Annotated in this window: 20 protein-coding genes; 4 read left to right on the top strand and 16 right to left on the bottom strand. The window is 44.1% G+C overall.

Annotated features, from left to right (window positions below):
• Positions 1-167 precede the first annotated feature (167 nt).
• The 3 genes from EPX21_RS00350 (at position 168) to EPX21_RS00360 (ending at position 1,807) form a co-directional block, all read left to right on the top strand.
• Positions 168-569, top strand: a complete 402-nt coding sequence (locus EPX21_RS00350) for a VOC family protein (protein WP_134087689.1) — start codon at positions 168-170, stop codon at positions 567-569.
• 129 nt (positions 570-698) lie between these two features.
• Entirely contained in the window at positions 699-1,268 is a 570-nt protein-coding gene (locus EPX21_RS00355; protein ID WP_134087690.1) for an HdeD family acid-resistance protein, read from the top strand.
• A 47-nt stretch (positions 1,269-1,315) separates the two neighbouring features.
• Complete coding sequence (locus EPX21_RS00360) at positions 1,316-1,807, top strand: Dps family protein (protein WP_134087691.1); 492 nt, start codon at positions 1,316-1,318, stop codon at positions 1,805-1,807.
• 65 nt (positions 1,808-1,872) lie between these two features.
• Here the strand turns inward: EPX21_RS00360 and EPX21_RS00365 are convergent, their stop codons facing one another.
• Together EPX21_RS00365 and EPX21_RS00370 are read right to left on the bottom strand one after the other, a co-directional pair.
• Positions 1,873-2,169: a chaperone modulator CbpM gene (locus EPX21_RS00365; protein WP_134087692.1), complete on the bottom strand. Its 297-nt coding sequence runs from the start codon at positions 2,167-2,169 to the stop codon at positions 1,873-1,875.
• Positions 2,170-2,176: 7 nt separating this feature from the next.
• Complete coding sequence (locus EPX21_RS00370) at positions 2,177-3,106, bottom strand: DnaJ C-terminal domain-containing protein (protein ID WP_134087710.1); 930 nt, start codon at positions 3,104-3,106, stop codon at positions 2,177-2,179.
• A gap of 203 nt (positions 3,107-3,309) precedes the next feature.
• Between EPX21_RS00370 and EPX21_RS00375 the strand changes: the two genes are divergently transcribed.
• Positions 3,310-4,140 carry an MBL fold metallo-hydrolase gene (locus tag EPX21_RS00375; protein ID WP_134087693.1) on the top strand — a complete coding sequence of 277 codons (831 nt, stop codon included), beginning with the start codon at positions 3,310-3,312 and terminating at the stop codon, positions 4,138-4,140.
• Here the strand turns inward: EPX21_RS00375 and EPX21_RS00380 are convergent.
• From EPX21_RS00380 to EPX21_RS00440, 14 genes are all read right to left on the bottom strand, one after another.
• A complete protein-coding gene (locus EPX21_RS00380) occupies positions 4,097-5,776 on the bottom strand; it encodes a hypothetical protein (protein WP_134087694.1) in 1,680 nt (559 codons plus the stop codon). The genes EPX21_RS00375 and EPX21_RS00380 overlap by 44 nt on opposite strands.
• 38 nt (positions 5,777-5,814) lie before the next feature.
• Positions 5,815-6,591: an ABC transporter ATP-binding protein gene (locus tag EPX21_RS00385; protein WP_134087695.1), complete on the bottom strand. Its 777-nt coding sequence runs from the start codon at positions 6,589-6,591 to the stop codon at positions 5,815-5,817.
• A gap of 509 nt (positions 6,592-7,100) precedes the next feature.
• Positions 7,101-8,117, bottom strand: coding sequence for a hypothetical protein (locus EPX21_RS00390; protein WP_134087696.1), 1,017 nt, complete (start codon positions 8,115-8,117; stop codon positions 7,101-7,103).
• Between the two features lie 566 nt (positions 8,118-8,683).
• The gene (locus EPX21_RS00395; RefSeq protein ID WP_134087697.1) at positions 8,684-10,393 is read right to left on the bottom strand and encodes a glycoside hydrolase family 3 protein; all 1,710 of its coding nucleotides are present in this window, start codon (positions 10,391-10,393) and stop codon (positions 8,684-8,686) included.
• 127 nt (positions 10,394-10,520) lie between these two features.
• Positions 10,521-12,227 (bottom strand): glycoside hydrolase family 3 protein, encoded by a 1,707-nt coding sequence (locus EPX21_RS00400; protein WP_134087698.1) that lies wholly within the window; start codon positions 12,225-12,227, stop codon positions 10,521-10,523.
• Between the two features lie 64 nt (positions 12,228-12,291).
• A complete protein-coding gene (locus EPX21_RS00405; RefSeq protein WP_134087699.1) occupies positions 12,292-12,726 on the bottom strand; it encodes a DoxX family membrane protein in 435 nt (144 codons plus the stop codon).
• A 169-nt stretch (positions 12,727-12,895) separates the two neighbouring features.
• Positions 12,896-14,248, bottom strand: a complete 1,353-nt coding sequence (locus EPX21_RS00410) for a BNR repeat-containing protein (protein WP_134087700.1) — start codon at positions 14,246-14,248, stop codon at positions 12,896-12,898.
• Between the two features lie 90 nt (positions 14,249-14,338).
• Positions 14,339-16,291 (bottom strand): family 43 glycosylhydrolase, encoded by a 1,953-nt coding sequence (locus EPX21_RS00415; RefSeq protein ID WP_134087701.1) that lies wholly within the window; start codon positions 16,289-16,291, stop codon positions 14,339-14,341.
• A 3-nt stretch (positions 16,292-16,294) separates the two neighbouring features.
• Positions 16,295-17,602, bottom strand: a complete 1,308-nt coding sequence (locus EPX21_RS00420) for a Gfo/Idh/MocA family protein (protein WP_134087702.1) — start codon at positions 17,600-17,602, stop codon at positions 16,295-16,297.
• A gap of 115 nt (positions 17,603-17,717) precedes the next feature.
• Positions 17,718-20,042: a beta-galactosidase gene (locus EPX21_RS00425; protein WP_134087703.1), complete on the bottom strand. Its 2,325-nt coding sequence runs from the start codon at positions 20,040-20,042 to the stop codon at positions 17,718-17,720.
• 57 nt (positions 20,043-20,099) lie between these two features.
• Entirely contained in the window at positions 20,100-21,242 is a 1,143-nt protein-coding gene (locus EPX21_RS00430) for a glycoside hydrolase family 88 protein (RefSeq protein ID WP_134087704.1), read from the bottom strand.
• A 62-nt stretch (positions 21,243-21,304) separates the two neighbouring features.
• Entirely contained in the window at positions 21,305-21,616 is a 312-nt protein-coding gene (locus EPX21_RS00435) for a hypothetical protein (RefSeq protein ID WP_134087705.1), read from the bottom strand.
• A 5-nt stretch (positions 21,617-21,621) separates the two neighbouring features.
• Positions 21,622-21,798, bottom strand: coding sequence for a hypothetical protein (locus tag EPX21_RS22555; RefSeq protein WP_166670637.1), 177 nt, complete (start codon positions 21,796-21,798; stop codon positions 21,622-21,624).
• A 163-nt stretch (positions 21,799-21,961) separates the two neighbouring features.
• The gene (locus EPX21_RS00440; protein WP_240768430.1) at positions 21,962-22,561 is read right to left on the bottom strand and encodes a RagB/SusD family nutrient uptake outer membrane protein; all 600 of its coding nucleotides are present in this window, start codon (positions 22,559-22,561) and stop codon (positions 21,962-21,964) included.
• Between the last annotated feature and the right edge of the window lie 86 nt (positions 22,562-22,647).

Here is a 22,647-nt window from a genome sequence, read left to right on the forward strand (position 1 = left end):
GTACATCCATCCACTGGAATTCTTGTATTTTTTTTTAAAAAAATAGCTTAAGGCAAGTTTTTCACTAAAATAGCTTTTTTTAATTAAAAAAAGTGCTTTCATTCTATTTCCATAAGAATGTTACTTTTTTTGCAGCCAAAAGCGTTAACTTAGCTAAAAACATCCGTATGGAACACCCATTTATACAATCGGTTCATCACATTGCCATTATTTGTTCCGATTACACGCGATCAAAAGAGTTCTACACAAAAGTGCTCGGATTTGACATACTCGCAGAAACATACCGCGCAGAGCGGCATTCCTACAAACTGGATTTATCGTTAAACGACTTCTATATCATCGAACTATTTTCCTTTCCAGCCCCTCCTAAGCGCATCAGTCGACCGGAAGCATGTGGGTTGCGGCATTTGGCTTTTGCCGTTGATAACTTGGAAAGCGCCATTGATCATTTGACACGGCATAGGATAGCAACGGAACCGATTCGCATTGACGAACTTACGGGGAAGCGATTTACCTTCTTTGAAGATCCGGATGGGCTGCCACTTGAATTTTACGAAACCGGCAGCTAATTGTCATGCCAGTGAAATAAAGTATAAAGGTGACCAAACACATCATTTAGGGTGATTGTTATCACAACACGCATGATCTCAATACCTTAACTTTGATATCGTACAGAAATTCATCTTATATTACTGAACATGGCAACATTCATGCAAGAAATCAAACGTGAGGTCAAAAACTGGTGGCTTTTCACGATCATTGGCGTTCTATTATTGATCGCCGGGCTCTACACGATTTCCAATCCTTTAGCAAGCTTTCTCGGCTTATCGGTATTTTTTGGAGGACTTATTTTTCTCAACGGAATCATGGAGTTATCGTTTGCCTTGGGAAATCGCAGGCGCCTACACCACTGGGGCTGGACGATAGCCGCCGGTATCCTCGACATTATACTCGGTTTCGTCCTACTCTTATATCCGGGTCTCTCCATGAGCATCCTTCCCTTCTTGGTGGGCTTCTATGTATTATTACTTGGGGCTTCATTGAGCAGCTATGCTTTTCAACTTAACAACTTAGCGGTGAAAGGCTGGGGCTGGATTTTGGCGGGCGGGATTTTAACCATTCTGTTTGGCTTAAGTATGATTTTCAACCCCGTTATCGGCATTGCAACGATTGTCGGTTGGACCGCCTTTGCGTTCCTTATAGCGGGCGTAGTAACAATTGTTTTCTCGCTACAACTTAAACGGATCAAGGATCATACAGAAGTTTAGCTGAAAGGCGGTAACAGATATTTGATAAACGATAAATAAACACAATCATGGCACTGGTAAAAACTGCAAAAATTGACATTGGCATCTCTGAAGACAATCGCCAAACGGTAGCGAACAAACTGAATCATTTGCTTGCCGACGAATTTATCTTGTATACCAAGACCCGCAAATTTCACTGGAATGTGAAGGGCATACACTTTCACGACCTTCATCTATTTTTTGAGTCGCAGTACAAAGAGCTTGCGGAGATCATGGACGGTGTAGCGGAGCGCATCCGTAAACTGGGCCATTATTCGCTGGGCACCTTACAACAGTTCCTTAGCGAAACCGATCTCTTGGAACATACAGACGATGGTTCTTCTGCGGAAGTGATGATCGAAGCACTTTTAGAAGATCATGAAACCATTATTCGCGAAATTCGTCGGTCGATTGATCCTATTCAAGATGACTATAAGGATGCAGGCACCGCGGATTTCTTGACCGGCCTGATGGAGCAACACGAGTCAATGGCGTGGATGTTGCGCGCTATGCTTCAATAAAGGAATGCTAGCTGTCTAAAATGTAGGTCAGGTAATCAAATGATCTAATTTAGACAGCTACTATACTACCACCCTTCTTCATGCAACCTCAGTCGGTTTTTCAATAAGCCGATTTCCGCTTGCATAGTCCTTATTTTTTTTACTAGATGACGCATGGCATCGATGCCTTCCACATTAATATGCAAATCGTAATGCCATTGCCGAAACTGCTCCAAATCCCGTAGTTGGTCGGCATCGATATACCACTCATTCGCCTCTATTCTTACCTCAATCAGACCTTCTTCGTAGAGCGCACGGATAAAGGTCTCCTCAACGGCACTTTGCGTACAATAGTCTTTAACCAAAATCAATGTGGTTCCCATGTATTTTTTATTTAGTATTCAAATTGGCTAACTGTTTAAAAAGTTGGCGTTGTTCGTCGTTTAAGTCTGTCGGTATTTTTACTTGGTAAGTTACAATAAGATCTCCAAATTGACCTTCGCTTTTATAAACGGGAAAGCCCTTTCCTTTTAACCGTACTTTCATACCATTCTGGGTTCCGGGGCCGACCTTCAACTTAACCTTCGAGCTTAGTGTGTCGACCATCACTTCACCTCCTAATACCGCTGTATACAAGTCAATCTCTCGGGTCACGTACAAGTCGTCCTTTAACCGCTTAAAGACGGGATCGTCACCAATTACAAAAGTAATATAGAGGTCGCCCGCCGGACCATTATTAACGCCGGGGCCTCCCTGCCCTTTTAACCGAATTTCCTGTCCGTTTTCTACACCGGCGGGGATGGTAATACGAAGCTTCTTTCCATTCACCGTCAGTGTCCGTTTATGGGTTTCCGCTGCCTCTCGCAAACTTAGCTGAAGCTCGGCGCGGTAGTCCTGCCCTTTAAATTGGCTCCGACTCCTCCGCCCACCTCCTCCGAACATAGAAGCGAAGAAGTCGGAAAAGTCATCGGAAGAAAAATCGCTCGCCGAATCCGCAAAACCGCCTTCGAAAGGATTTTGATTGCCAAAAGGGTTTCCCCGGGCATATTGGTCGCCCCCAGGCTGCGACTGCCGCGCCTGCTCATAAGCTTCCGCATGCTTCCAGTCTTTACCATACTGATCATACTTTTTCCGTTTTTCCGGATCGCTCAATACTTCATTGGCCTCATTCAATTCCTGAAACCTCTTTTGCGCTTCTTTGTCATCTGGGTTTAAATCGGGATGCAGCTTTCGGGCAAGCTTACGATATGCCTTTTTTATGTCCTCTTGAGACGCATTTTTTTCAACCCCCAGTATTTTGTAATAGTCGATATATTCCATAACTAAACTTAACGTAGGTACAGCTATGCCCGCCTTTTTGTTTGGGTTTTGAGCATGAATTTTCTTTACGCTCATCCGAGAAGGCCATTGTTCCAGAAGCGCTGTCGCCCCGCTGCATAGCTGTTTCGAAGGAATAAAAGGCCTAGTCCATGGAATGGTGACAAGGCTAGGTAGTAATCCGGAAAATCATTAAATTTGCGCACATGTCGCTTTTCGTCACCTCAATTAATTCTGGCAGCAACGGTAATTGTTACTATATCGGTAACGGTGACGAAGCTGTTTTAATTGATGCGGGGATATCGTGCCGTGAGATAGAACGGCGCATGGCCCGCTTGGATTTACCGGTGCAAACGATAAAAGCCATCTTTATATCACACGAGCATAGCGACCATATAAAGGGTTTATGCCGACTGAGTTTAAAATACCGTATCCCTGTATATATAAATCGGCAAACCTTGGCGGCAACCCGCTTCTCCATACCAACGGAGCAGCTCCATCTATTTCATTCGTCGGATCCCATTCAGATTGGTAGTTTCCAGGTCACTCCCTTTGCAAAATACCACGACGCAGTGGATCCTTACAGCTTTGTCGTAGAGGGAGGAGGCGTGCGGATAGGCGTTTTCACGGATTTAGGCCAGGTATGTGAGCGTGTGCAATATCATTTCAGCCGATGTCACGCCGTCTTTTTGGAAGCAAACTATGATGAAGAGATGTTGGAGAGCGGTCGCTATCCCTACTTCTTGAAAAACCGGATTCGCGGTGGTCATGGGCACCTTTCAAATCGAGAGGCCTTAGCGCTCTTTTTAAACCATCGAACTGAGCAACTGAGTCACCTCTTTTTATCGCATTTATCAAAAGACAACAATTGTCCGGAATTGGTTGCAACGCTGTTTTCAGCACATGCCGACGGTGTAAACGTGTCGGTCGCTTCGCGCTATGAGGAAAGCCCTATCTATGAAATAAAACAGTGGTCAAGGGAACCTGCAAAACTCACTCATCCCGAAATTCTGCTTTCTCCCAAGATTCTTTCTTAAAATAGTGCAATAGGAGAAAGAAAGTTCCGGCGGCCAATATCATGAGTATCCAAACCAGCCATTCATATTTTACAACTAAATAATGCCCAAAACCAATAGCGCTTATTAAGCCTATAAGCAGTAAATTGGCCAGAAACCGGCCTTCTGTTTTTTTAATCGGTTGACTAAAAGGATAGCCTGTTACCGTAAACAAACAAATGAGAATGGCTGCTATTCCGCCTACGGCCATCGATAGAAGCACATCGTTTATTACCGAAGGGCCGATAAAAGCAAGACCTAAAGCAGCGAACACAGTTGTAAAAGGCAGATAAAATTTAACGAAGGCTGCTTTCAGCACACCCGACATGAGCAATCCCGGTTGTTGGACAGGCGCTACAAAATAAATCCAAGCTGCCTTATATTTCTCACTTTGGGTTATAAACTGAAATACTGTCAACAAGGTAAACAAGGAAAAATAAAAGATAAACAGATAACTGTGCTGTGCCAGGGCGTCATCCCACCTTTCGGCCCAAGACATACCGGCATTGCCCTTATTACGGACAAAAAACATAAAGAAAAAGTAAACAGCAACGTAGGCTATCGAAGGGTATACCTTGATTTTAAATTCGCGGGTACGAGCTGTAAGCCGCCAAACCAAGCCAAAGCCCGCATTTTCCAATGAACTGGTAGTTAGCACCGCAGCCATCCTATCGCCAAGGCTGTATCGCGACGGGCGCACCTCTTCCTTTGGCATTACTTCGTCACTCGTTTGCAAACTGGCCAGCATCGCATTAAACCCGGAGGTGAACTTTCCGACCATTAGCCATAGGGCCAATAGCGGACTTAACACGGCCATCAGTGATAGCGAGCAGGCCAATAAAGACCAGTGACCTTCACCGATTTCCTGCAATCCGCTGATCCAGGCACTAGGCGTAAGCCACAGCCAAGGAGTAGCCGTAAAATCAAGCTGCTGTACCAAGGCACTCTCCAGTAGGGTAGGCATTGTATAATACAAGGCAAAAATAAGCACAGAAAAAAAAATCTGTAAATAAGCGACAATATCTTTAAATCGCTGTAGGGAGACTAATCGCATGGCGACCAGATAAAATAAATTTACGAATAACACAGAAAGTATGGTTGCGATCATCATCTGAGCAACGAAAATAAAGCCTGCCAATCCGCCTCTACTGACAGTCGTAAAAAGCAGGCCGGGTAATGCCAAACCGAGCGCTTGCTTAAATACACTTATACCAATGTGCAAGATTCGGCTCATTGAGAGCGTGCGATCGTCCACCGGCCGAGGTAATAGGATGAAGTTATCCTTACTGTCCAAAAGAATAACAGAAAAGTCGGCGATTAAACTCAAACAGAGCATGGACATAAACATCCCAAAGTAAATCGTAAAGGACAGGTAGGACTGGCTAATCGAAAAAAGGAATAAAAGCAACACACAGCCCATCACCATGAGCAATAAAAAGTTGATCCAAGAACTGTAATTGCTTTCCTTTTTAGCTTTACCGCCAAAAGCGGTCATCGGTCTTCGATCGTCCATTAACAGTTTGGTGCGAAGAATGACTTCCAATTGTGCCGTATTGCACCCTATTTTACGATAGAGGGGGCTAAAAAGCAATATAAATCGAATGATGAAATTATTCATGGGATATATTTTCAATGTGGGCTAGCTCACATTTTAAATTACTCAAAAGCCGACATGATATTCGCAGCACTGCCCGAACTTTCTGCGTGACCAGTGAGTTTTGCAAAAATATGCTCAAGGGAGTTACCATGATCGGCTTTCAGTTGTTCAAATGTGCCATTCGCTACGATACGTCCCTTATTGATCAATAAGATCCTATCCGAGACTTTTTCTACCACATCCATCATATGCGAGCAGTAAAAAATGGTCTTTCCCTCCTTAGCTAGCAAGGATATGAGTTCCTTAACAATAATCACGGCATTCGCATCTAAACCCGACAAGGGTTCGTCAAGAATAAGTATTTTCGGATTATGAATAATACCGGATACCAGCAACACTTTTTGTTTCATCCCTTTAGAAAAGGTATCCATCCGTTTATTGAACGATTCACCCAGCCCGAAAGCAGTTAACAGTCTTGTCGCTCGCTCCGTTATTACAGATGCATCCATCCCATACAGTTTGCCAACAAAGTCGAGGTATTCTAAAGGGCTTAACACGTCGTACAGCTCCGCGTTCTCCGGCACATAGCCCATAATCGCTTTAATAGGCAACACTTGGTCTTTTAAGTGCATTTGATCAATAGTGATGTTGCCTTCGAAATCCTCAATGAGTCCGGTCAGAATTTTAACCGTTGTTGATTTACCGGCGCCATTGGGGCCAATGTAACCGATTACTTCACCTGGATAAATTTCAAGGTCAATCCCTTTCAAGACCTCTTTATCGCCATAACTTTTATGAAGATTCTGTATCCGTATGATAGGTTCATATTGGTTCATTCTTCAAGTTTCTTGTTTATAAAAAGCAAGATAACAAATTCTTGACGTTCTTGTAAACTTTTCAAGGCAGAAAGCAAGACTTAGCAAAAAAAAGGAAGGTATCTAATTCAGATTTCAGACTTTTTTCGGCGGAACCTGTAACACCAAGAATGCTACTCTCTTTTTATCGCGGATTGTGAGGTTTAACTTTGTTTCAGACACTTAAAAACTAACTATAAAAGTCCCCAGATATAGAAACCTGCAAACAAAAATTCAAAAACCAGAATGATATTGAAAAACAAATTCCTTCGATGAACAAGAAGAAATCCGATAGCCAAGACCGTGAGAGCGATTAAGAAAAAGTTGAATCCTTTGGGGCTGACAAAGCCGGGAATATATTGACGATAATGCTCCATACGTCCCACATAGCTTGTAAACTTTCTAAATGTGTTTATCCACAATGCAAGATAAATCCCATTCAGCATTAGGGAGGTTAAAGCTAGTAGTTGTATTATTTTTTTCATAACTAACTAACAACTAGCTTCTGGTTCACAGCCCCATAGGCAATACCAATCGTCACAACACCAACAAATGATATCATGAGCTAAACATAAGCCTGCAGATAACCAACAACAGCCGGAATAATTACCGCAACAACCGATATCACTGCCACTTGGTCCATCTTGACAATCGGGCTCTTCTGTATAGGCGGTGGCGTCCAGTCTTCCAGTAATGGAAGAAGAGCTAGTTGTTCTCGCTCCTTTATAAAAGGCATTATACTTCGCGACTCTTGCCTGGAAGCTTTTTTTTGTTTCAAATAATCCATATAGCCTATCTATAGAAATTTCATCTTCACTCGCATGCGCACGTATATAGTCGGCTATCTTTTCGATTTCGTCTTTTCGATCAGTTTTCACATTCTGCACAATGGCAAGCACAGCCTTAGTATTAATTTTAAGGTCTTCTTGACAAAAGAAAGGACCCTTGTTTACGTAATAAGCAGGATCCGGAGTGCAGTTACACTCTTCGCCGTTCTGAAGACTTCTGTTAACCACATTCAATACCGCGTTGTGAAAATAGATGGATTGGGCCAACGGGGAAGTTTTTATAATTTCTTTAGATGACAGAATCTTTCTGCCAAATATTTCATACTGTCCAGTGATATACCGTATCTCTTCAGTCGTAAATGTAGATAACAACTTATTTGCTTGCTCAACGACCTTATTATGAAGATCGAATTTAAAGCCGTCCAGATTTTCATCCAAAATAAAATCGGTCTCGACCTGTTCACCTCCTTTGCCTGATATTAATTTAGATGAAGTACGGCCATTATCTGTCTCCGCAGAGTAAGCAAATGAAACGATTCCCATATTTATGGACGCAGAGAGCTTATCCGAGCTGGTTATTGTCAGACTCACATCGGTTTCATAATTTGTTTCTGCCGAAATATTACGGCCGTCCGCACGATTTGATGTTTTTTGGCAAGAAACACATAAACAAAACAAAATCGTTGTAAAAATAATTCGAATAGGTCTAAATGTTTTCATACACGAATATTTTTACCAGAAAGTTAGTATTTTTTTCGTAAAAAAATCGTTTTAAACAAAAAAAATCGTTTTGTTTGGCATATTTTCGTTAAATCAATATTTCGTTATCTGAAAAGACATTAATTTATTAACGACGTATATCCGATACGAGCACTTTCTTTTCAAATCTATTTTAAAATTGATTATCTTATCTTGGAATAGCCTTATTTACGATCATTGTCTGTTGAAAGAACGTTGTAATGAATACTCGAGCAGCAATTTCCTATGTAAGTCTAAAAAAATAAGGTTTCATTTAGCTAATCCTTCTAAGAGCCCTCGTGACTTCCTTTATTGGCATTTGTTATGCGGGTACGCATAAGGGCTTCAGCAGAGGCAAAGCGGATTGAGCAAGAGACGCCGACTGCGCCATCGACGCTTTGTATCAAATCTACCACAGGCTTCACAAGCCTAATTTATTCGCGTATGTTTGTTTCTAAGGAGTTCATGAACTCATCGTTACGCTCTTCGGTTTTGTCCAGCTATTGACTAAGCAAATCTGGTCGCCTGCGCGGCGAAAGAGCGCACAACTAAAGCCCATCACCATATTTAAAAAAGCTATTGACGGTTACTGGCAACCTGCCACTTGCTTTTAATTGACCTGTAATCAATTTAGCAACGGCCCGCTGGAAGCTGGCATCGTTTTGATAAGCTACTACGAGTGCACCGGCATCTTCTAAACCCGGAAATGCGGCAATGCTATAAGGATTTGCAAAGACATTGAATACGGCATTTTTGCCAGCCAGCTCGCTAATAAAGAGATTGACTTCCTGACTATAATTCAACTTGCTTTGCGGCCGCAATCGTTGGTCGTGCACGGCTACGAGGACCTGCTTATAATTTTTAAGTTCATCCGCCACTTTAGCGACTTCAGCACCCGTTGCCTTTGCCGGTAATACAAAATGTAAACTGTTTTCAAAATGGGCGCCTAACAGTTGCTGAAAGGTACTCAATTCATCAACGCCAATGCTTACTAATGCTGTTCTTTCCGTTGGCTTTAGCTGTCTGATTAAGCTATCTCCCTTCAATAGTGTAATGGCGGCATCGGCCAATTGCTGATTCAGCGCTCTTGCCTGTTCGTTGTTAAGGTCTTGATACAGATTCTCTGTGGCTGTTACCTGCCACTGGTTCAATCCTAACCAGTATTTAGCAGCCAAGATCTTCTTGACCCGAGCATTGATATCATTCCAAGAGAGCCGGTCTTTTCGAATCGCTTTTCTCACTTTCTTAATAGCACGTTTACTGTTTTCCGACAGCTCCAAAACGTCGTTTCCCGCTATAATGGCCCGCACATCGGCTTCGCCATTCTGAAAATATTTGACCACGCCCTTCATATCCATGGCATCGGTAAAGGTAAGGCCTCTAAAACCCATTTTTTCTTTCAAGATACCGGTAATGACGTTCTTTGAAAGCGAAGAAGGCAGGTTGGCGGTTGTATCTAAGGCCGGGATATTCATATGTGCCACCATCACTCCAGACGCTCCCTGCTTAATCAGTTCACGGAAGGGGTACATCTCAAGCGAGTCTAAACGGGCTGTTGTAAAGTTCAAACTCGGCAGGTCGTAATGAGAGTCTACGTCAGTATCTCCGTGCCCCGGAAAATGTTTCAGCGTGATGATAAGGCCGGCGTCCATCATTCCCTTCATGTAGGCACCTCCTTTTCGGGTCACATTGAACTTGTTTTCACCAAAAGAACGGAAGTTGATAACCGGATTGTTAGGGTTATTGTTCACATCGACGTCCGGCGCGAAATTGATGTTCAGACCAATTCGCTTAAAATGACGGGCCACTTCCTGCCCCATTTCGTAAATGAGCTGTTCATTTTGCACAGCGCCTAAAGCCATTTGATAAGGAAAAGAAACAGTGGAATCCATCAAGCGCATTCCCAGTCCCCATTCCCCATCTAAGGCCATCAACAAAGGGACTTTCGAAAGTTGTTGATACCTGTTGATAAGATCAGCATGCCTATGTGGGCCACCCTGAAAAAGCACTACACCGCCCAACTTTTGCTTTTTAATTACTTTGGCGACCGAATCGCTATAAGCATCCCCTAAGTTCGTGTGCGCGCGAACCATGAACATCTGCGCTATCCGCTCCCTTTTATTTAGTTTCTTGAAAACAGAATCTACCCATTCATGTTCTTGATTAATAAAGTCAATAAACGGGGTATGCGATTGAGCAGAAAGTTGGCGCGAAACGGTCACAACTAGCAAAAGAATCAGACAGGCTTTTCTTAACATATCAATTAGTAAAAACCAAACATAAAGATAATTGCTGTTTTATGCAACCGGATTATAGCCAAGCAAGAGCAATAGCTCTCGTTTATGCAATTCCATTGGATAAAAACGCAAAAACAGGCCCTAAAAGCTATAATCCATCTCCATATCTAAAGAAGGTATTAACTGTGACTGGCAGTTTTCCGCTTGGCGTCAAGCTGCGTAAGATAACTTTCGCCCCGGCCCTTTGCAGCTCATCGTCGTTTTGATAGCCGACCACCATACTTTTACAGGCCTCAATACCGGGCATCCCTGCCAAGGCATAGGGATTAGCGAAGACGCAAAAAATACTATTCATATTCGCCAACTCGTTAATGAACAAGCGAACGGTACCACTGAAATTAATTTTGCTTTGCGGGGATTTCCTTACATCATGAAGCGCCACAATAATTTGCTTATAGCGAATCAATTCAACAGATACTTTGGCGATATCATTTGGTTTGGCATCGGGTGCAATAACAAATTTCAACGCATTATCGAACTTGCTTTCCAACTCGTTCTGAAAGGTCGTCAATTCGCGGTCGCCTATACTGATAATCGCTGTACGTTTCGTATAATCGATTGCGCGGATTAGGCTATCGCCCTTCAATAAAGTGACCGCCGCATCGGCGAGGCTTTGCTTCAATTTTTTTGTTTCTGGCCGATTCAATTCTCTATAGAGCCCATTAAGCGGCACTACTTGTCTTTTGTCTAAACCAAGCCACAGTTTTGCCGCCAGAATTTTTTTCACTTTGGCGTCAAGTTCTGCCTGGCTAATTCGCTTGTCTTTAATGGCTTTAGCCACCATGGATATCGCTCTTTTCGTGTTTTGAGATAACTCCAGGATGTCGTTTCCGGCGATAACAGCTCGCACATCAGCCTCTCCGTTTCTGAAGTACTTGACCACACCGTTCATGTCCATGGCATCCGTAAAGACCAATCCTTTAAAGCCAAGATCCCTTTTAAGGAGCCCATTAATTGCCAAGGGCGACAGTGAAGAGGGCAGATTGGGCGTTTTGTCTAAAGCCGGGATATTCATATGCGCCACCATGACGCCCGATGCGCCCTCCCGGATCAATCGCCTAAAAGGATATAATTCAAGCGAATCAAGTCGGGCCCGACTAAAAGCTAACTGCGGCAAATCTTTATGTGAATCAACTTCGGTATCGCCGTGGCCTGGAAAATGTTTTAAGGTAATCAGGATATGTTCATCCATCATACCCCGCATATAAGCACTCGCTTTGCGGGTAACGTTTTCCTTATTTTCGCCGAAGGAGCGAAAATTAATGACGGGATTTCTCGGGTTGTTATTTATGTCCACTACCGGCGCAAAATTCACGTTTAAGCCCAGTCGCTTAAAGTCCTTTGCAATTTCGCGTCCCATGTTGTACAAAAGCCGTTCGTCCCGAACAGCCCCTAAAGTCATTTGGTAGGGATAAGACACGGTGGAATCACCTAAGCGCATGCCGAGGCCCCATTCGCCATCCAGTGCCATCAGTAGTGGCACCTTGGCGCGCGCCTGATAAGCGTTTATGGCAGCAGCATGCCTGCGGGGGCCTCCCTGAAAGAACACCACTCCACCCAGTTGCTCGTCCGAAATTACTTTTGCTACTGAATCGATATACCGCTGGCCTAAATTAGTATGGGCCCTTACCATAAAGAGTTGCGCAATCTTTTCATTTTGACTTAAGCGATTAAACATCGAATCCACCCAAGGATGAGCAGCGTGGATAAAGCTCGAAAAATCCGCTTGCTGTTGTGCAGACAGGCGCAAAAGCGGCAAGAAAAATAGATATAGCAGTACCAGTTTTTTAACCATGGGTTTATCTTACATCAAAAATAATACCCATGGCTTAACTTTTCAAAAAGAAAGTATATTGACACTAATTTTTATTTCGGACAAGCCGATTGTCTGCCGTGTCGTGTTTATCCCTCAAGAGCACCAGCACCAGGGCGCATAAGATGGCAACACTTACCCATACCGCAGCGTACGGATTTAGCACGTCTTTCGCGAGATCTCTAAAGAGCAGGGCCATTAACACAACAGGCATTTGCAAAATACAGGCAATACGTACGTAGCTGCCCGTAAACAGCGCGATCGCACCAAAAATGTGCGCCACGATGATGGTATGGACCAATACGCTCATTAAGATGGCTACTGGGACTGAACTGTTCATCATGATATCCGTAAAGACGTGGATATTTGCGATAAACTCAAGTCCTTTCCAAAGAATTACGAGAGAAAGCACGATTCTGGTTATTTCCAGCCAAAGCGGGTGATGCCTCTCTGCCCTATGGGATACGTGATGGCTTAGCATAGCATTCAGTTTTAATTGTTTATAAAATAAGTTAGCTTTAACGTAATATTAAAGTTACGTTTTTTTTATAAGAATAACAAATGAAAAAGGAAGATGTTTTGGAGCAAAAGGCATAGGGCGCGCGGAAGGATTCATGCACCAGCGTACGTATTTCTTATAGGTTACAGCGTTAAGGTTTCCATTCCAATACACTGACCATTTGAGGAGGAAAATCTGTCTGGCCTTCCAAATCTGCCTGTTCAACTTTTTGTAAATAAAGGCTGATGCGTTTTTTATTTTTCCAGAGTTCCGTATCGAAGGTAGGCTCCCAGGCGCCCATATCCTCATCAAAAAGATCCACGATCTCCAAACGGTCGCCCTCATCGGTCGTCACCTTAGCGAGTGAAACCCGCCCACGGCGCTCTTCGTCTCTGAAGATCATATAAAACAACGACTTCCCCTTATGCCGGCTAGCCAATATTTGCGGCCTTGAAATCGGAATTCGTTTAGTTCCTACACCACTTAAGGAAAAGTCCGTTTTTCTGAAAGGCAGCATTCTTATCTTCCATAGGCCATCCTCCAGATAAATCAGATGATATTGGGGTACTTCTTTTGCCGACTCCTTCCAATAGGTGGCAATTACAGGGTTCCCTCCGTCATCGGTCGTCATCGACGTTTGATTGATAAGCTCACTATTAGGCGGTATAAGCGCTGCTATTTCGGCATTTGCGGCTGTTATCGGCAGCGTATATCCCTCTCCATTGCTCCTTTCCCAAGTTTGGCCGCCATCTGTTGAACGGGCATAACACATATTATGGTTCGTTGATACATCTGCACTGGTCCGCCACACCCATGAGAGGTGAATAATGCCTTTCTTATCGACCGTTGTCTGGATATAAGCGTTCCGCTGGCCTTCGCCATTGATTAAGTTATCATGGAGGGTAGACCATTTCTTGCGCAGATGATCATAGCGATTCAATATCAGGTTTCCTTTGCCGGATTCGCCGTTTCTGTAAGTAAAAAGCAGATCGCCGTTTGCCAACTTATAAAACTCAGGATAAGCCACCCTTGTTTCCTGGCTTCCGGTCATCGCCATTTTAGGACCCATTTCTAGGGATTCCGGTATTTTACTTCGACAATAGTTAAGTGGATTGTTATGGTGATCCCACGACAGATGTAAATACCCATCACCATCTACCATGATGCTGATAGTATTATGCGCGTCCTTTACGTTGCCTGCGTAATCGGTAGTCACAAGCGTCCAATCGCTCATGCCTATTTTCCTTTTGCCGATCACCACCTTACCTTGTTCGTTATAAAAAGCGATATATTGATGCTTCTTAAAAGTAACAAGAGAGTTCTTTCTAAAGATAATAGCATTAATGGAGTTTTTCGCCCATGCTTCGCCAACGGGATATAGCTTGACGGCAGGTTCGACCTTCGTTTGGGCAGCGAGGCTTTCGAATAGGCAAATCAAAATGCCTGCTAATAAATAGTGGTAAATGCGCTTACAAAAAAGTTGTTTTCTCAATGGTATTATCATTATATCTCGGCAACGTTTTACCGTTACGCTGGATTTTACTTAGAATTCGAAACTGCCAAGCGTCTATTCGTCAAACGGAGCTATCTCCTCTTATTCAGTCGAAGCCCGTATGCCTTCCAAGCTTGGTTTAACCGGCTCAATCTCCCCTTGCGCGCTGAAGAACAGCCTATCCATGCACACTTCGCGATGGTAGCCCGCGGCATCACCCATTTTAATGCCATCAGGTCGGCTAAAACGATGGTATACGATATACCATTCATCTTTTCCGGGGATCTGCAAGACCGAATTATGACCGGTGCCGTAAATACCCAAAGCGGGATTCTTGGCCAATATTAAGTTGTTTTCAGGAATTTCAATAGGCCCTAAAGGCGACTTACTTGTTCCATAGCGAACACGATAGTTTTCGCTGCGTGTATCATCTTCCGACCAAAGAAAATAATAGCGCCCTTTTCTATAGAAAACATAGGTACCCTCGCGGAACGTTTTATCTGGGGTGATAACTTTCAAGGTATTTTCTTTAATAGAAACCATATCCTTATTCAACTCGGCGACAGCCATATACCCATTCCCCCAATATAGATAGCTTTTACCCGATTTAGGGTCTGTGAACACATCTGGATCGATCTCCTGACCACCTCGGACACCGGGCGGCTTTGTTGCAATCAACGGTTTTCCAATATCCCGAAATGGCCCGGCGGGGTCATCGGCTACGGCTACACCAATTTTCTGGGCACCGGAGTAATAATAAAAATACTTGTACGCACCGTTGACCTTTTTTTCTTCAATAGCAGGAGCCCAAGCGTTTCGACCTGCCCATGGCACCTCTTTTTTCAAGTCGAGAATAATCCCCTCATCTTTCCAGTCGACCAGATTATCAGACGAAAAAGCCTTGAAGTAATAACCACCCCAGTGATCAAACCCGTCACTGGTAGGATACAAATAGTACTTTTTAGTCTTTTCGGCATAAAGTATTTCCGGGTCGGCGTAATAACCTTCCAGCACAGGGTTCTGATGAATGGATCCCAGCTCCAAGCCGGGGTTTCCCCATCGATTGATAAGCCGGTTCAACTCCGTCCTCGTGATGGGTATCACTGTGCCATGGCGTGGATGGAAGTCCATAGAGACCTCGTCATCGATAACCGAAAAATTTTCGAGGTCGGTGCTTTTTGTGAACTGATATTTTCCTTTTCCGTATACGTCGTACATCAGCACATAGGTGTCCGTTCCGATTTGTTTAAACACACAGGAGCCTTCTACGGCGTCTGTTGTCTGCTGTTTATAATCGGGCGACTCATCCCAGTGCCCACTTGTAAGCGAAGCTGATTTAGCCACCTTAATACCGTTACCGTGCCCTTCTGTCTTATAAAACAAATAATAAGTGCTATCTTTAAGTACAATATCCCCATCTATGCAAGATTTCCCGTTTGAGGGAAAAAACAGTTGTTTCGGCTCACCCTCTAAATCTGAAAAATCCGGATTTGCGTAAGCATAGTAAATCTTATCCGGTTCGTCTCCATGTTTCATCGACCAGTATACCATGTATTTTTTAACCTGCGGATCATAGATCGTTTGAGGGGCCCATACGCGTAGCAGTTTTTCCTGATTAGCGTATCGCTGTTGTATATTGACGACGTGTGAGGTCCAGTTGATCAAGTCGACCGATTTCAATAACACCATGGCTCTATTAGAATCCCAGCCCTTTGCAGAAACCATGTCTGTCAGCACCATATAAAAAGTTTTTCCATCTTCACTGCGGAGGATATGCGGATCACGCACTCCGCCGGTAGTACTGATTTTTTTAGAATCGAGCACAGGCAGATTTTTATTTAAGGCCTTATAGTGGTAACCATCCAAGCTGAGGGCGAATCGAACCGCCTCTTCTTCCTGTTGGTTTCCCGTGAAGTAAGCGAAAAGATAGCCCATATAATCCTTTTCGGCCATAGGCTTTGGCAAGTTCTGCGCCGAGATAAACGGTCCTTTCCCGACTAACAAGACGAACAATAAAGAGACACCGTAAATACTGGATCTATTGAATGTTAACATATACTAAACTAAAGGTATTTTATATCCGTTATTGTAGGACGCAGTGATCAGCTTGTCGGCATCGGCGTCATTAAACGAGCCCTTTGCCTCATCCCAGTAAATCTTTTTCCCTGTACGATAAGCAATATTACCCATTTGCGAAAATATAGCGATATGAGCTCCTGCTTCAATAGGCGTATTCAAAGACGCTTTGTCGCGGCTCTTTACCGCTTCGATAAAATTTGCCGCATGCAGATCTAGCCCGTTATCCACCCTTTTTTGCAGAGGCGTCGCCGCCATGCGGTCTCCTTCCGGAATCACTTCCCACCCTTCGCGGTCAACCACCAGGGTTCCGTTATTACCGATAAAAGCAACGCCATGGTTTCGTCCGTAGGGGCCGCCGTCAATGCCGTTCGCATGCTCCCATTGGATATTAAAATCATCAAATTCAAACACCGTTGTTAAGGTATCCGGTGTTTCGGCTGCATCGTCCGGATAAGCAAATTTGCCTCCTGCTGCCATAATGGATTTTGGTGTAGTCGCCTTCATACCCAATAAAGCGTAGTCCAACATGTGAACGCCCCAGTCGGTCATTAAGCCCCCTGCGTAATCCCAAAACCACCTGAACTCAAAATGAAAACGGTTGGGATTAAACGGACGCTTTTTTGCCGGGCCCAGCCACAAATCGTAATCCACCCCTGCAGGTACCGGTCCATCCGGCTTCAGCGGTATACTTTTCATCCAACCTTGGTAAGCCCAAGCCTTTACCAAACGGATCTTACCCAACTTTCCGGAATGAACAAAAGCCATTGCATCCTTAAAATGCTTCTGGCTGCGTTGCCACTGGCCTACCTGCACTACGCGGTCGTATTTTTTAGCAGCAGCCACCATGGCTTTACACTCCGTAATTGAATTGCCTAGGGGTTTTTCCACATACACATCCTTCCCTGCTTCACAGGCTTCAATCATTTGCAAGCAGTGCCAATGATCCGGCGTACCGATTACGACGACATCCACCTCCTTGCTAGCCAATAAATCGCGATAGTTGCTATACCGTTTTGGCTTTATTCCCCGATCGTTCAGCTCTTTGCTGCGTTTATCCAGCACATTATTATCTACATCACAAAGTGCCGTACATACTACGTCCGGGTGTTTCAGCATGGCGTTTAAATCGGCCCACCCCATTCCGTTAATTCCAATAGCGCCTACTCGCACTTTCTGTTGCGTATGTCCAGCCGCCACACCGTAGAGACCGGGAAAAGCGGTAGATAACCCTGTGGCCGCAGCGAGCGCCGTCGATTTTTTAATAAAGCTTCTTCTTGAGTTGTTCATAAATGGTTATGTTTCTGGTTACCTTTCAAAAGTATATCTTTTTTCCAATAATGCCAACGTTTTCAAAAACGTAAGACAGACATTTATTAACAGTAATACAGCGAGTTTTTTTAAATTAAGGAGCTGGGTTTTTAGCAAAAGGTGCATCCGCGATATAAAGGCGAAAATCTTTAATCCGCCCGTTTGTGTTTTTCATTCTCGGCAAATACCGTATGGCCGTTATTGTCCTTCGAGCGGCTAAATCAATCTCAATTTGATGCGGATGATTAGGCTTATCTTTGCTCCATTGGCTATGCCAGAATGTCGTTGGTTGGTTATCGATCAACAGGGTGGCTAAGCCGTTTTCTTCTCCAAACTCTTCACTGTCCGCATAGCGTATGGTATACTCTTCCCTTGGGATTTCGTTGCCCTTTTCATCCAGAAAACGCAGTTCAGCCAAAGAAGCAAAAGGCGAGCCATCGTAAGCTGAAACCGTTTCGAATAGCACGTAGCGCCCTGTAAGACTTTTATCCAGCTCCAGCACTTGCCATCCTTCTTTGTCGTTCAGTACGCCCTCGTAGGCAGCTGCTTTGGTGTCGAGCATTAATTTTTCGCCTGCTTTACTGACCATTAGTGAAGAGTCCACTTTTGTTTCCCAAACCTGTTGTGTCAGGCCCGTCACCGTCAAACCTTTCGGTTTACCCATCTCCAAGACCTGCAAATCATTTTTCCCCTGCTTTAACCAGCATCCCGACACAAATAAGGTTTGTTGAGGTCCAATGAACCAATATCGGCCAATCAATTTACCATTTATCCAAAGCAGTCCTTTATCTAGGTTCCGGGTGTCTAAATAGGTATCTCCCAGTTCCGATATTTCAAAGGTCGATCGGTAAAAAGCAGGATAACCCTCCTGAATTTCAGCAGCCTTAAGTCCTTTAGTATTGTCCAGCGGCAAGGAAAAGTGAGTCCATCCTTTCAGCGCTTCGCCATTAATGAACACACCTTCTGTAATGCCTTTCCGTTCATGATCGATGGCCTTGCCAAAATTTACCCTCGCTTGGTGCTCGACTAAAATCTCCAGTTCATGTTCTCCTGGCCCGACATTCAGGGGCAATTTGGATTGATTGAGCCGGCGATCCAAGGTTCCCAGCAATTCGCCGTCCACGTAAACCATCGCACGGTCCATCACCCGTTTGATTTCCAAGTTACCTTTCCTTGCGCCTTCAAACGTATGGCTATATAAAATCAAGCCGCTCATTTGATCGAGCTCTTCCATCGTCTTTGGCTCGTTAAAAAACTTCCCGTTCGGTAAATTGGCCATTAAAGATGCATAAGGCTTTAGCGAAATCTCGGGAATGGAAATCTTCTTAAGAGGGCTTGGTAGCGACGGAAGCTGTAAGTCGGGATATTTCTCGAGAATTACCTTTTGAAAGGCAAAATATTTTTCAGTGGGTTCGCCGCTTTCATCCAGCAACGCATCGTAATCATAGCTGGTAATATACGGCGTGAAGTACGTATTGCTACCATTAGCCCCCGGAAAGAAGCCATTGCTTGTCCCGCCATGGAACATATATAAGTTTACGGAGACCCCGTTATCTACCATCCATTTGAAATCGGCCAATTTCTCTTCCACCGAATGCACCTCGTGCTTCCCGCCCCAATAGTCGAACCAACCCGTCCAAAATTCAGAGTTAAATCGCGGCGCGTTGGGCGCGTATTGTTCGAAAATCTCAAAGTTCTTCTGGGCATCACCGCCAAAATTGATCGACGGCATAACGCCGTCTATATGCGCTTTATCGTAGTAGTTCTTGCCCGCCCAATCGCAGTGGAATAAAGGCACGTCAACGCCAGCCTCCAATAAGGTATTCTTAATAGCGGTTATATATATTTTATCATCCGCGTATACCCCATATTCATTTTCAACCTGCACCATAAGCACGTTTCCGCCATGTGTAATTAAATTCGGCTTAAACTCTTGTACGGCACGTTTTAAAAATTTAAGGGTTGGCGGCATATAATTCGGGTCGGAGGAACGCAAAACCACACCGCGCTTCTTGAGCAGCCAAGCGGGCAGCCCGCCGAGGTCCCATTCGGCACAGGTATAGGGCCCAGGTCGGATAATGACCCACAAACCCTCCTCTTGCGCTATACGACAAAATTCCCGGATGTCGAGATTATCTGAAAAATCGAACTGCCCTGGTTTGGGCTCATGAGCGTTCCAGAACATATAGGTACAAATGGCGTTTAAGCCCATAGCTTTTGCTTTCTTTAGTCGATCGCGCCAATAAGGTCGGGGAATCCGCGCATAATGCATTTCCCCACTGATGATCTGCAGATTCTTCCCATCCAACAGAAATTGTTTCTCACCGATTTCAAAGTGATGACGCTGCTGATCATTTTGTCCATAGGCGTTAAGAACCATGATCCATACAAAAAGGAGACTACCTATAAGTCGGGCCATATTTTATTTGATTTATCATAAAGTCTAAAGATCTTCGATTACCGTATTGTCTGTGCGTCAGTTGATACGCTCTACATAGCGCGCCAGTTCGGCCGATGCCAATAAGAAAGCACCGACGCCAAAGTTCGCCTCAGAATTTACGTCGACAACCTGACCCGGGATGGCTTTTTCTCCTATGGGCTGCACATAACCGATCTTACCGCCCGGTTGCAAGGCTATTTCGCTGAGGTACTTCCAAGCCCTTTTAACCGTCGGAAGGTACTCCTTTTCGTTTAGCAAACCATTATTGATTCCCCATAAGTAACCGTACGTAAAAAAGGCCGTACCGCTTGTTTCGTAGCCGGGTGCATGTCGAGGATCCAACATACTACGGGTCCAATAGCCTTCCTTTTGCTGCGCTTTTTGAATCGCTGCTGCCATATCCCGAAAAAGTTGTTCATATTCCTTTCTATGCGCGTCGTCCTTTGGCAAGTCGGTCAGCACCTTTGCCAAGCCCGCGAACAGCCAACCATCGCCGCGTGCCCAAAAATCCTTTTTGCCGTTGGACGTTTTGTGCTTTGGGTAAATATATTTTGCATCCCGATAGAACAATTTGGCGTCCTCGTCGTACATCAAATTCTTGGCATAGGCGAAATATTCATAAAGTTTATCCAAGTATTGTCGGTCTTTTGTTACGGTATATAACTTCGTCATCACCGGCATCACCATATAGAGTCCGTCCACCCACCACCAGTAATCGTTTCTGTCGGTACTCATCTGATATTGCATCACTTCTTTGGCGCGTGCTATTTTCTTCTCTTCGGGGTCTAGCTTATAGAGATCAATGTAAGTTTGGAAACATATCTGCCAATCACCAAACAATACAAAATCGTCCGTTTCACCATAGGTATATTTCCAAGTGGCTTTATCAGTCGATTTTGCCCCTTTCCACTCATTATGTTCGGCCCAGTCTTCAGCATACTGACGGTATCTTTCCTCTTGGGTAAGTTTATAGGCCTCCATGTTGCCGGTATGGTAGGCCGCATTATCCCAAAAGGCCCGTCCATGCGTCGGGTGCCGGGCTTGCCAATAATCATTCACTTGACGAACGATCTGTATGACCTCGTCTTTATCCGGCAGTTTTTGCGCTTTGGAAGCCGTTCCAAAGAAACTTATGCCGATAATCCCTAAGAAGATGAAAACAATACTATTCTTTCTCATGTACATTTTTATTTGCGTTAAGATAAGCAATCTATCTGACAGGTAACAATCACTGCACCGCCCTACTTGCTTTCATTAAAACTTATATTTTTCTCCTGCCCATCGTTCAAGCGCAGCGTTAAACCCTTTCCATGATCCCAATACCGAATATCCTTTATTGGGTCCAGCTCTTCTTCCGTCCAACGCTCCCCGGATTTTTTCCATAGCATCAGTGTGATATACCATTTGGGGCCCTCGGACGCTTCATGATGAGCCTTCGCATTCAATACCATGCTCGTTTTCGCTTCCGGATGCAGCCCCTCGGTGGTTACAACCTCTATATTTTGCCAACCTGTCAATGGAATCAAAGTCAATTGATAAACTCCATTATCCATTATTTTCACTTCTTTTCCCCTGATGCTTCGCTTCTATAGGGACTTGTTTTGTAATCTGCATTTTCCAGTTCAAACACGCCAGATCTTGTTTTTGGATCATCAATGGCTTGGCCAAAGCCCATTAGGTTAGCACCCAAAAGCAATATGAAAAATATATATGTACCTCTATTGCAAAAACTCATGGTGTTTCTTTTACTTTAACGCTCCAAGCCCTCCTCTCCCATTTCAAAATAAAGGGATTGAGGCAACATGTAAGCGGGGCAAATTCTTATTCTATAGGCGGTATTTTAAGAAAAGGAAAGAGGCCTTTACAAGCCTCCCCCTTTCTCACCTAAACAGTAAACCCTAATTATAGCCAGGATTTTGCTCCAAAACAGCGTCTTTATTCAGTTGGATTTCTCTTAAAGGAATTGGCAGCAATTGATTCCGTTCTGTCAAACCAGTAATAGGACGTACAGCACTATTTGCGTTCAATCTCATCGCTCTTTCCACCAGCGTTTTTGTACGCATCAGGGTCATTCTTCGGTTTTCTTCACCAATCAGTTCTCTTGCGCGTTCATCCAAAATAAAATCGAGTGTCATATCTCCCGCAGAAACCTGTCCTTCTTCCGGGTAATTCGGGAAGGCACGTTGCCTCAGCACATTGATGCTATTTGCCGCCTCCTGCAGCTTACCTTGTCTAAATTGCGCTTCCGCCAGTAACAGATAAGTCTCGCCCAAACGCATTAAGATAAAATCCTTGATCATTGCATAACCGAAGGTATCGTTCGGGTCAAATTGATACCATTTTGTGGTATGAGGTGCGATATTAAAGGCGGTATCTGGTCCTGTATAAGGTACAACATCTCCAAAATTAGGCCCTGCAGGATCGTTATAGTAAAATCGTCTCCTAATGTTATTGTCGGAGTTACGTATATCCCCCGGTTCATATAAGCCGTATAACACCCAATTATGTAAATCGTCAGCAAAAAGTGGACACGATATTTTAAAAACTTAAGGAGTGTTTTCATCAAAAACGTTAGATTTAATTA

It is taken from the genome of Olivibacter sp. XZL3, from assembly GCF_004368405.1.
GTDB lineage: Bacteria > Bacteroidota > Bacteroidia > Sphingobacteriales > Sphingobacteriaceae > Olivibacter.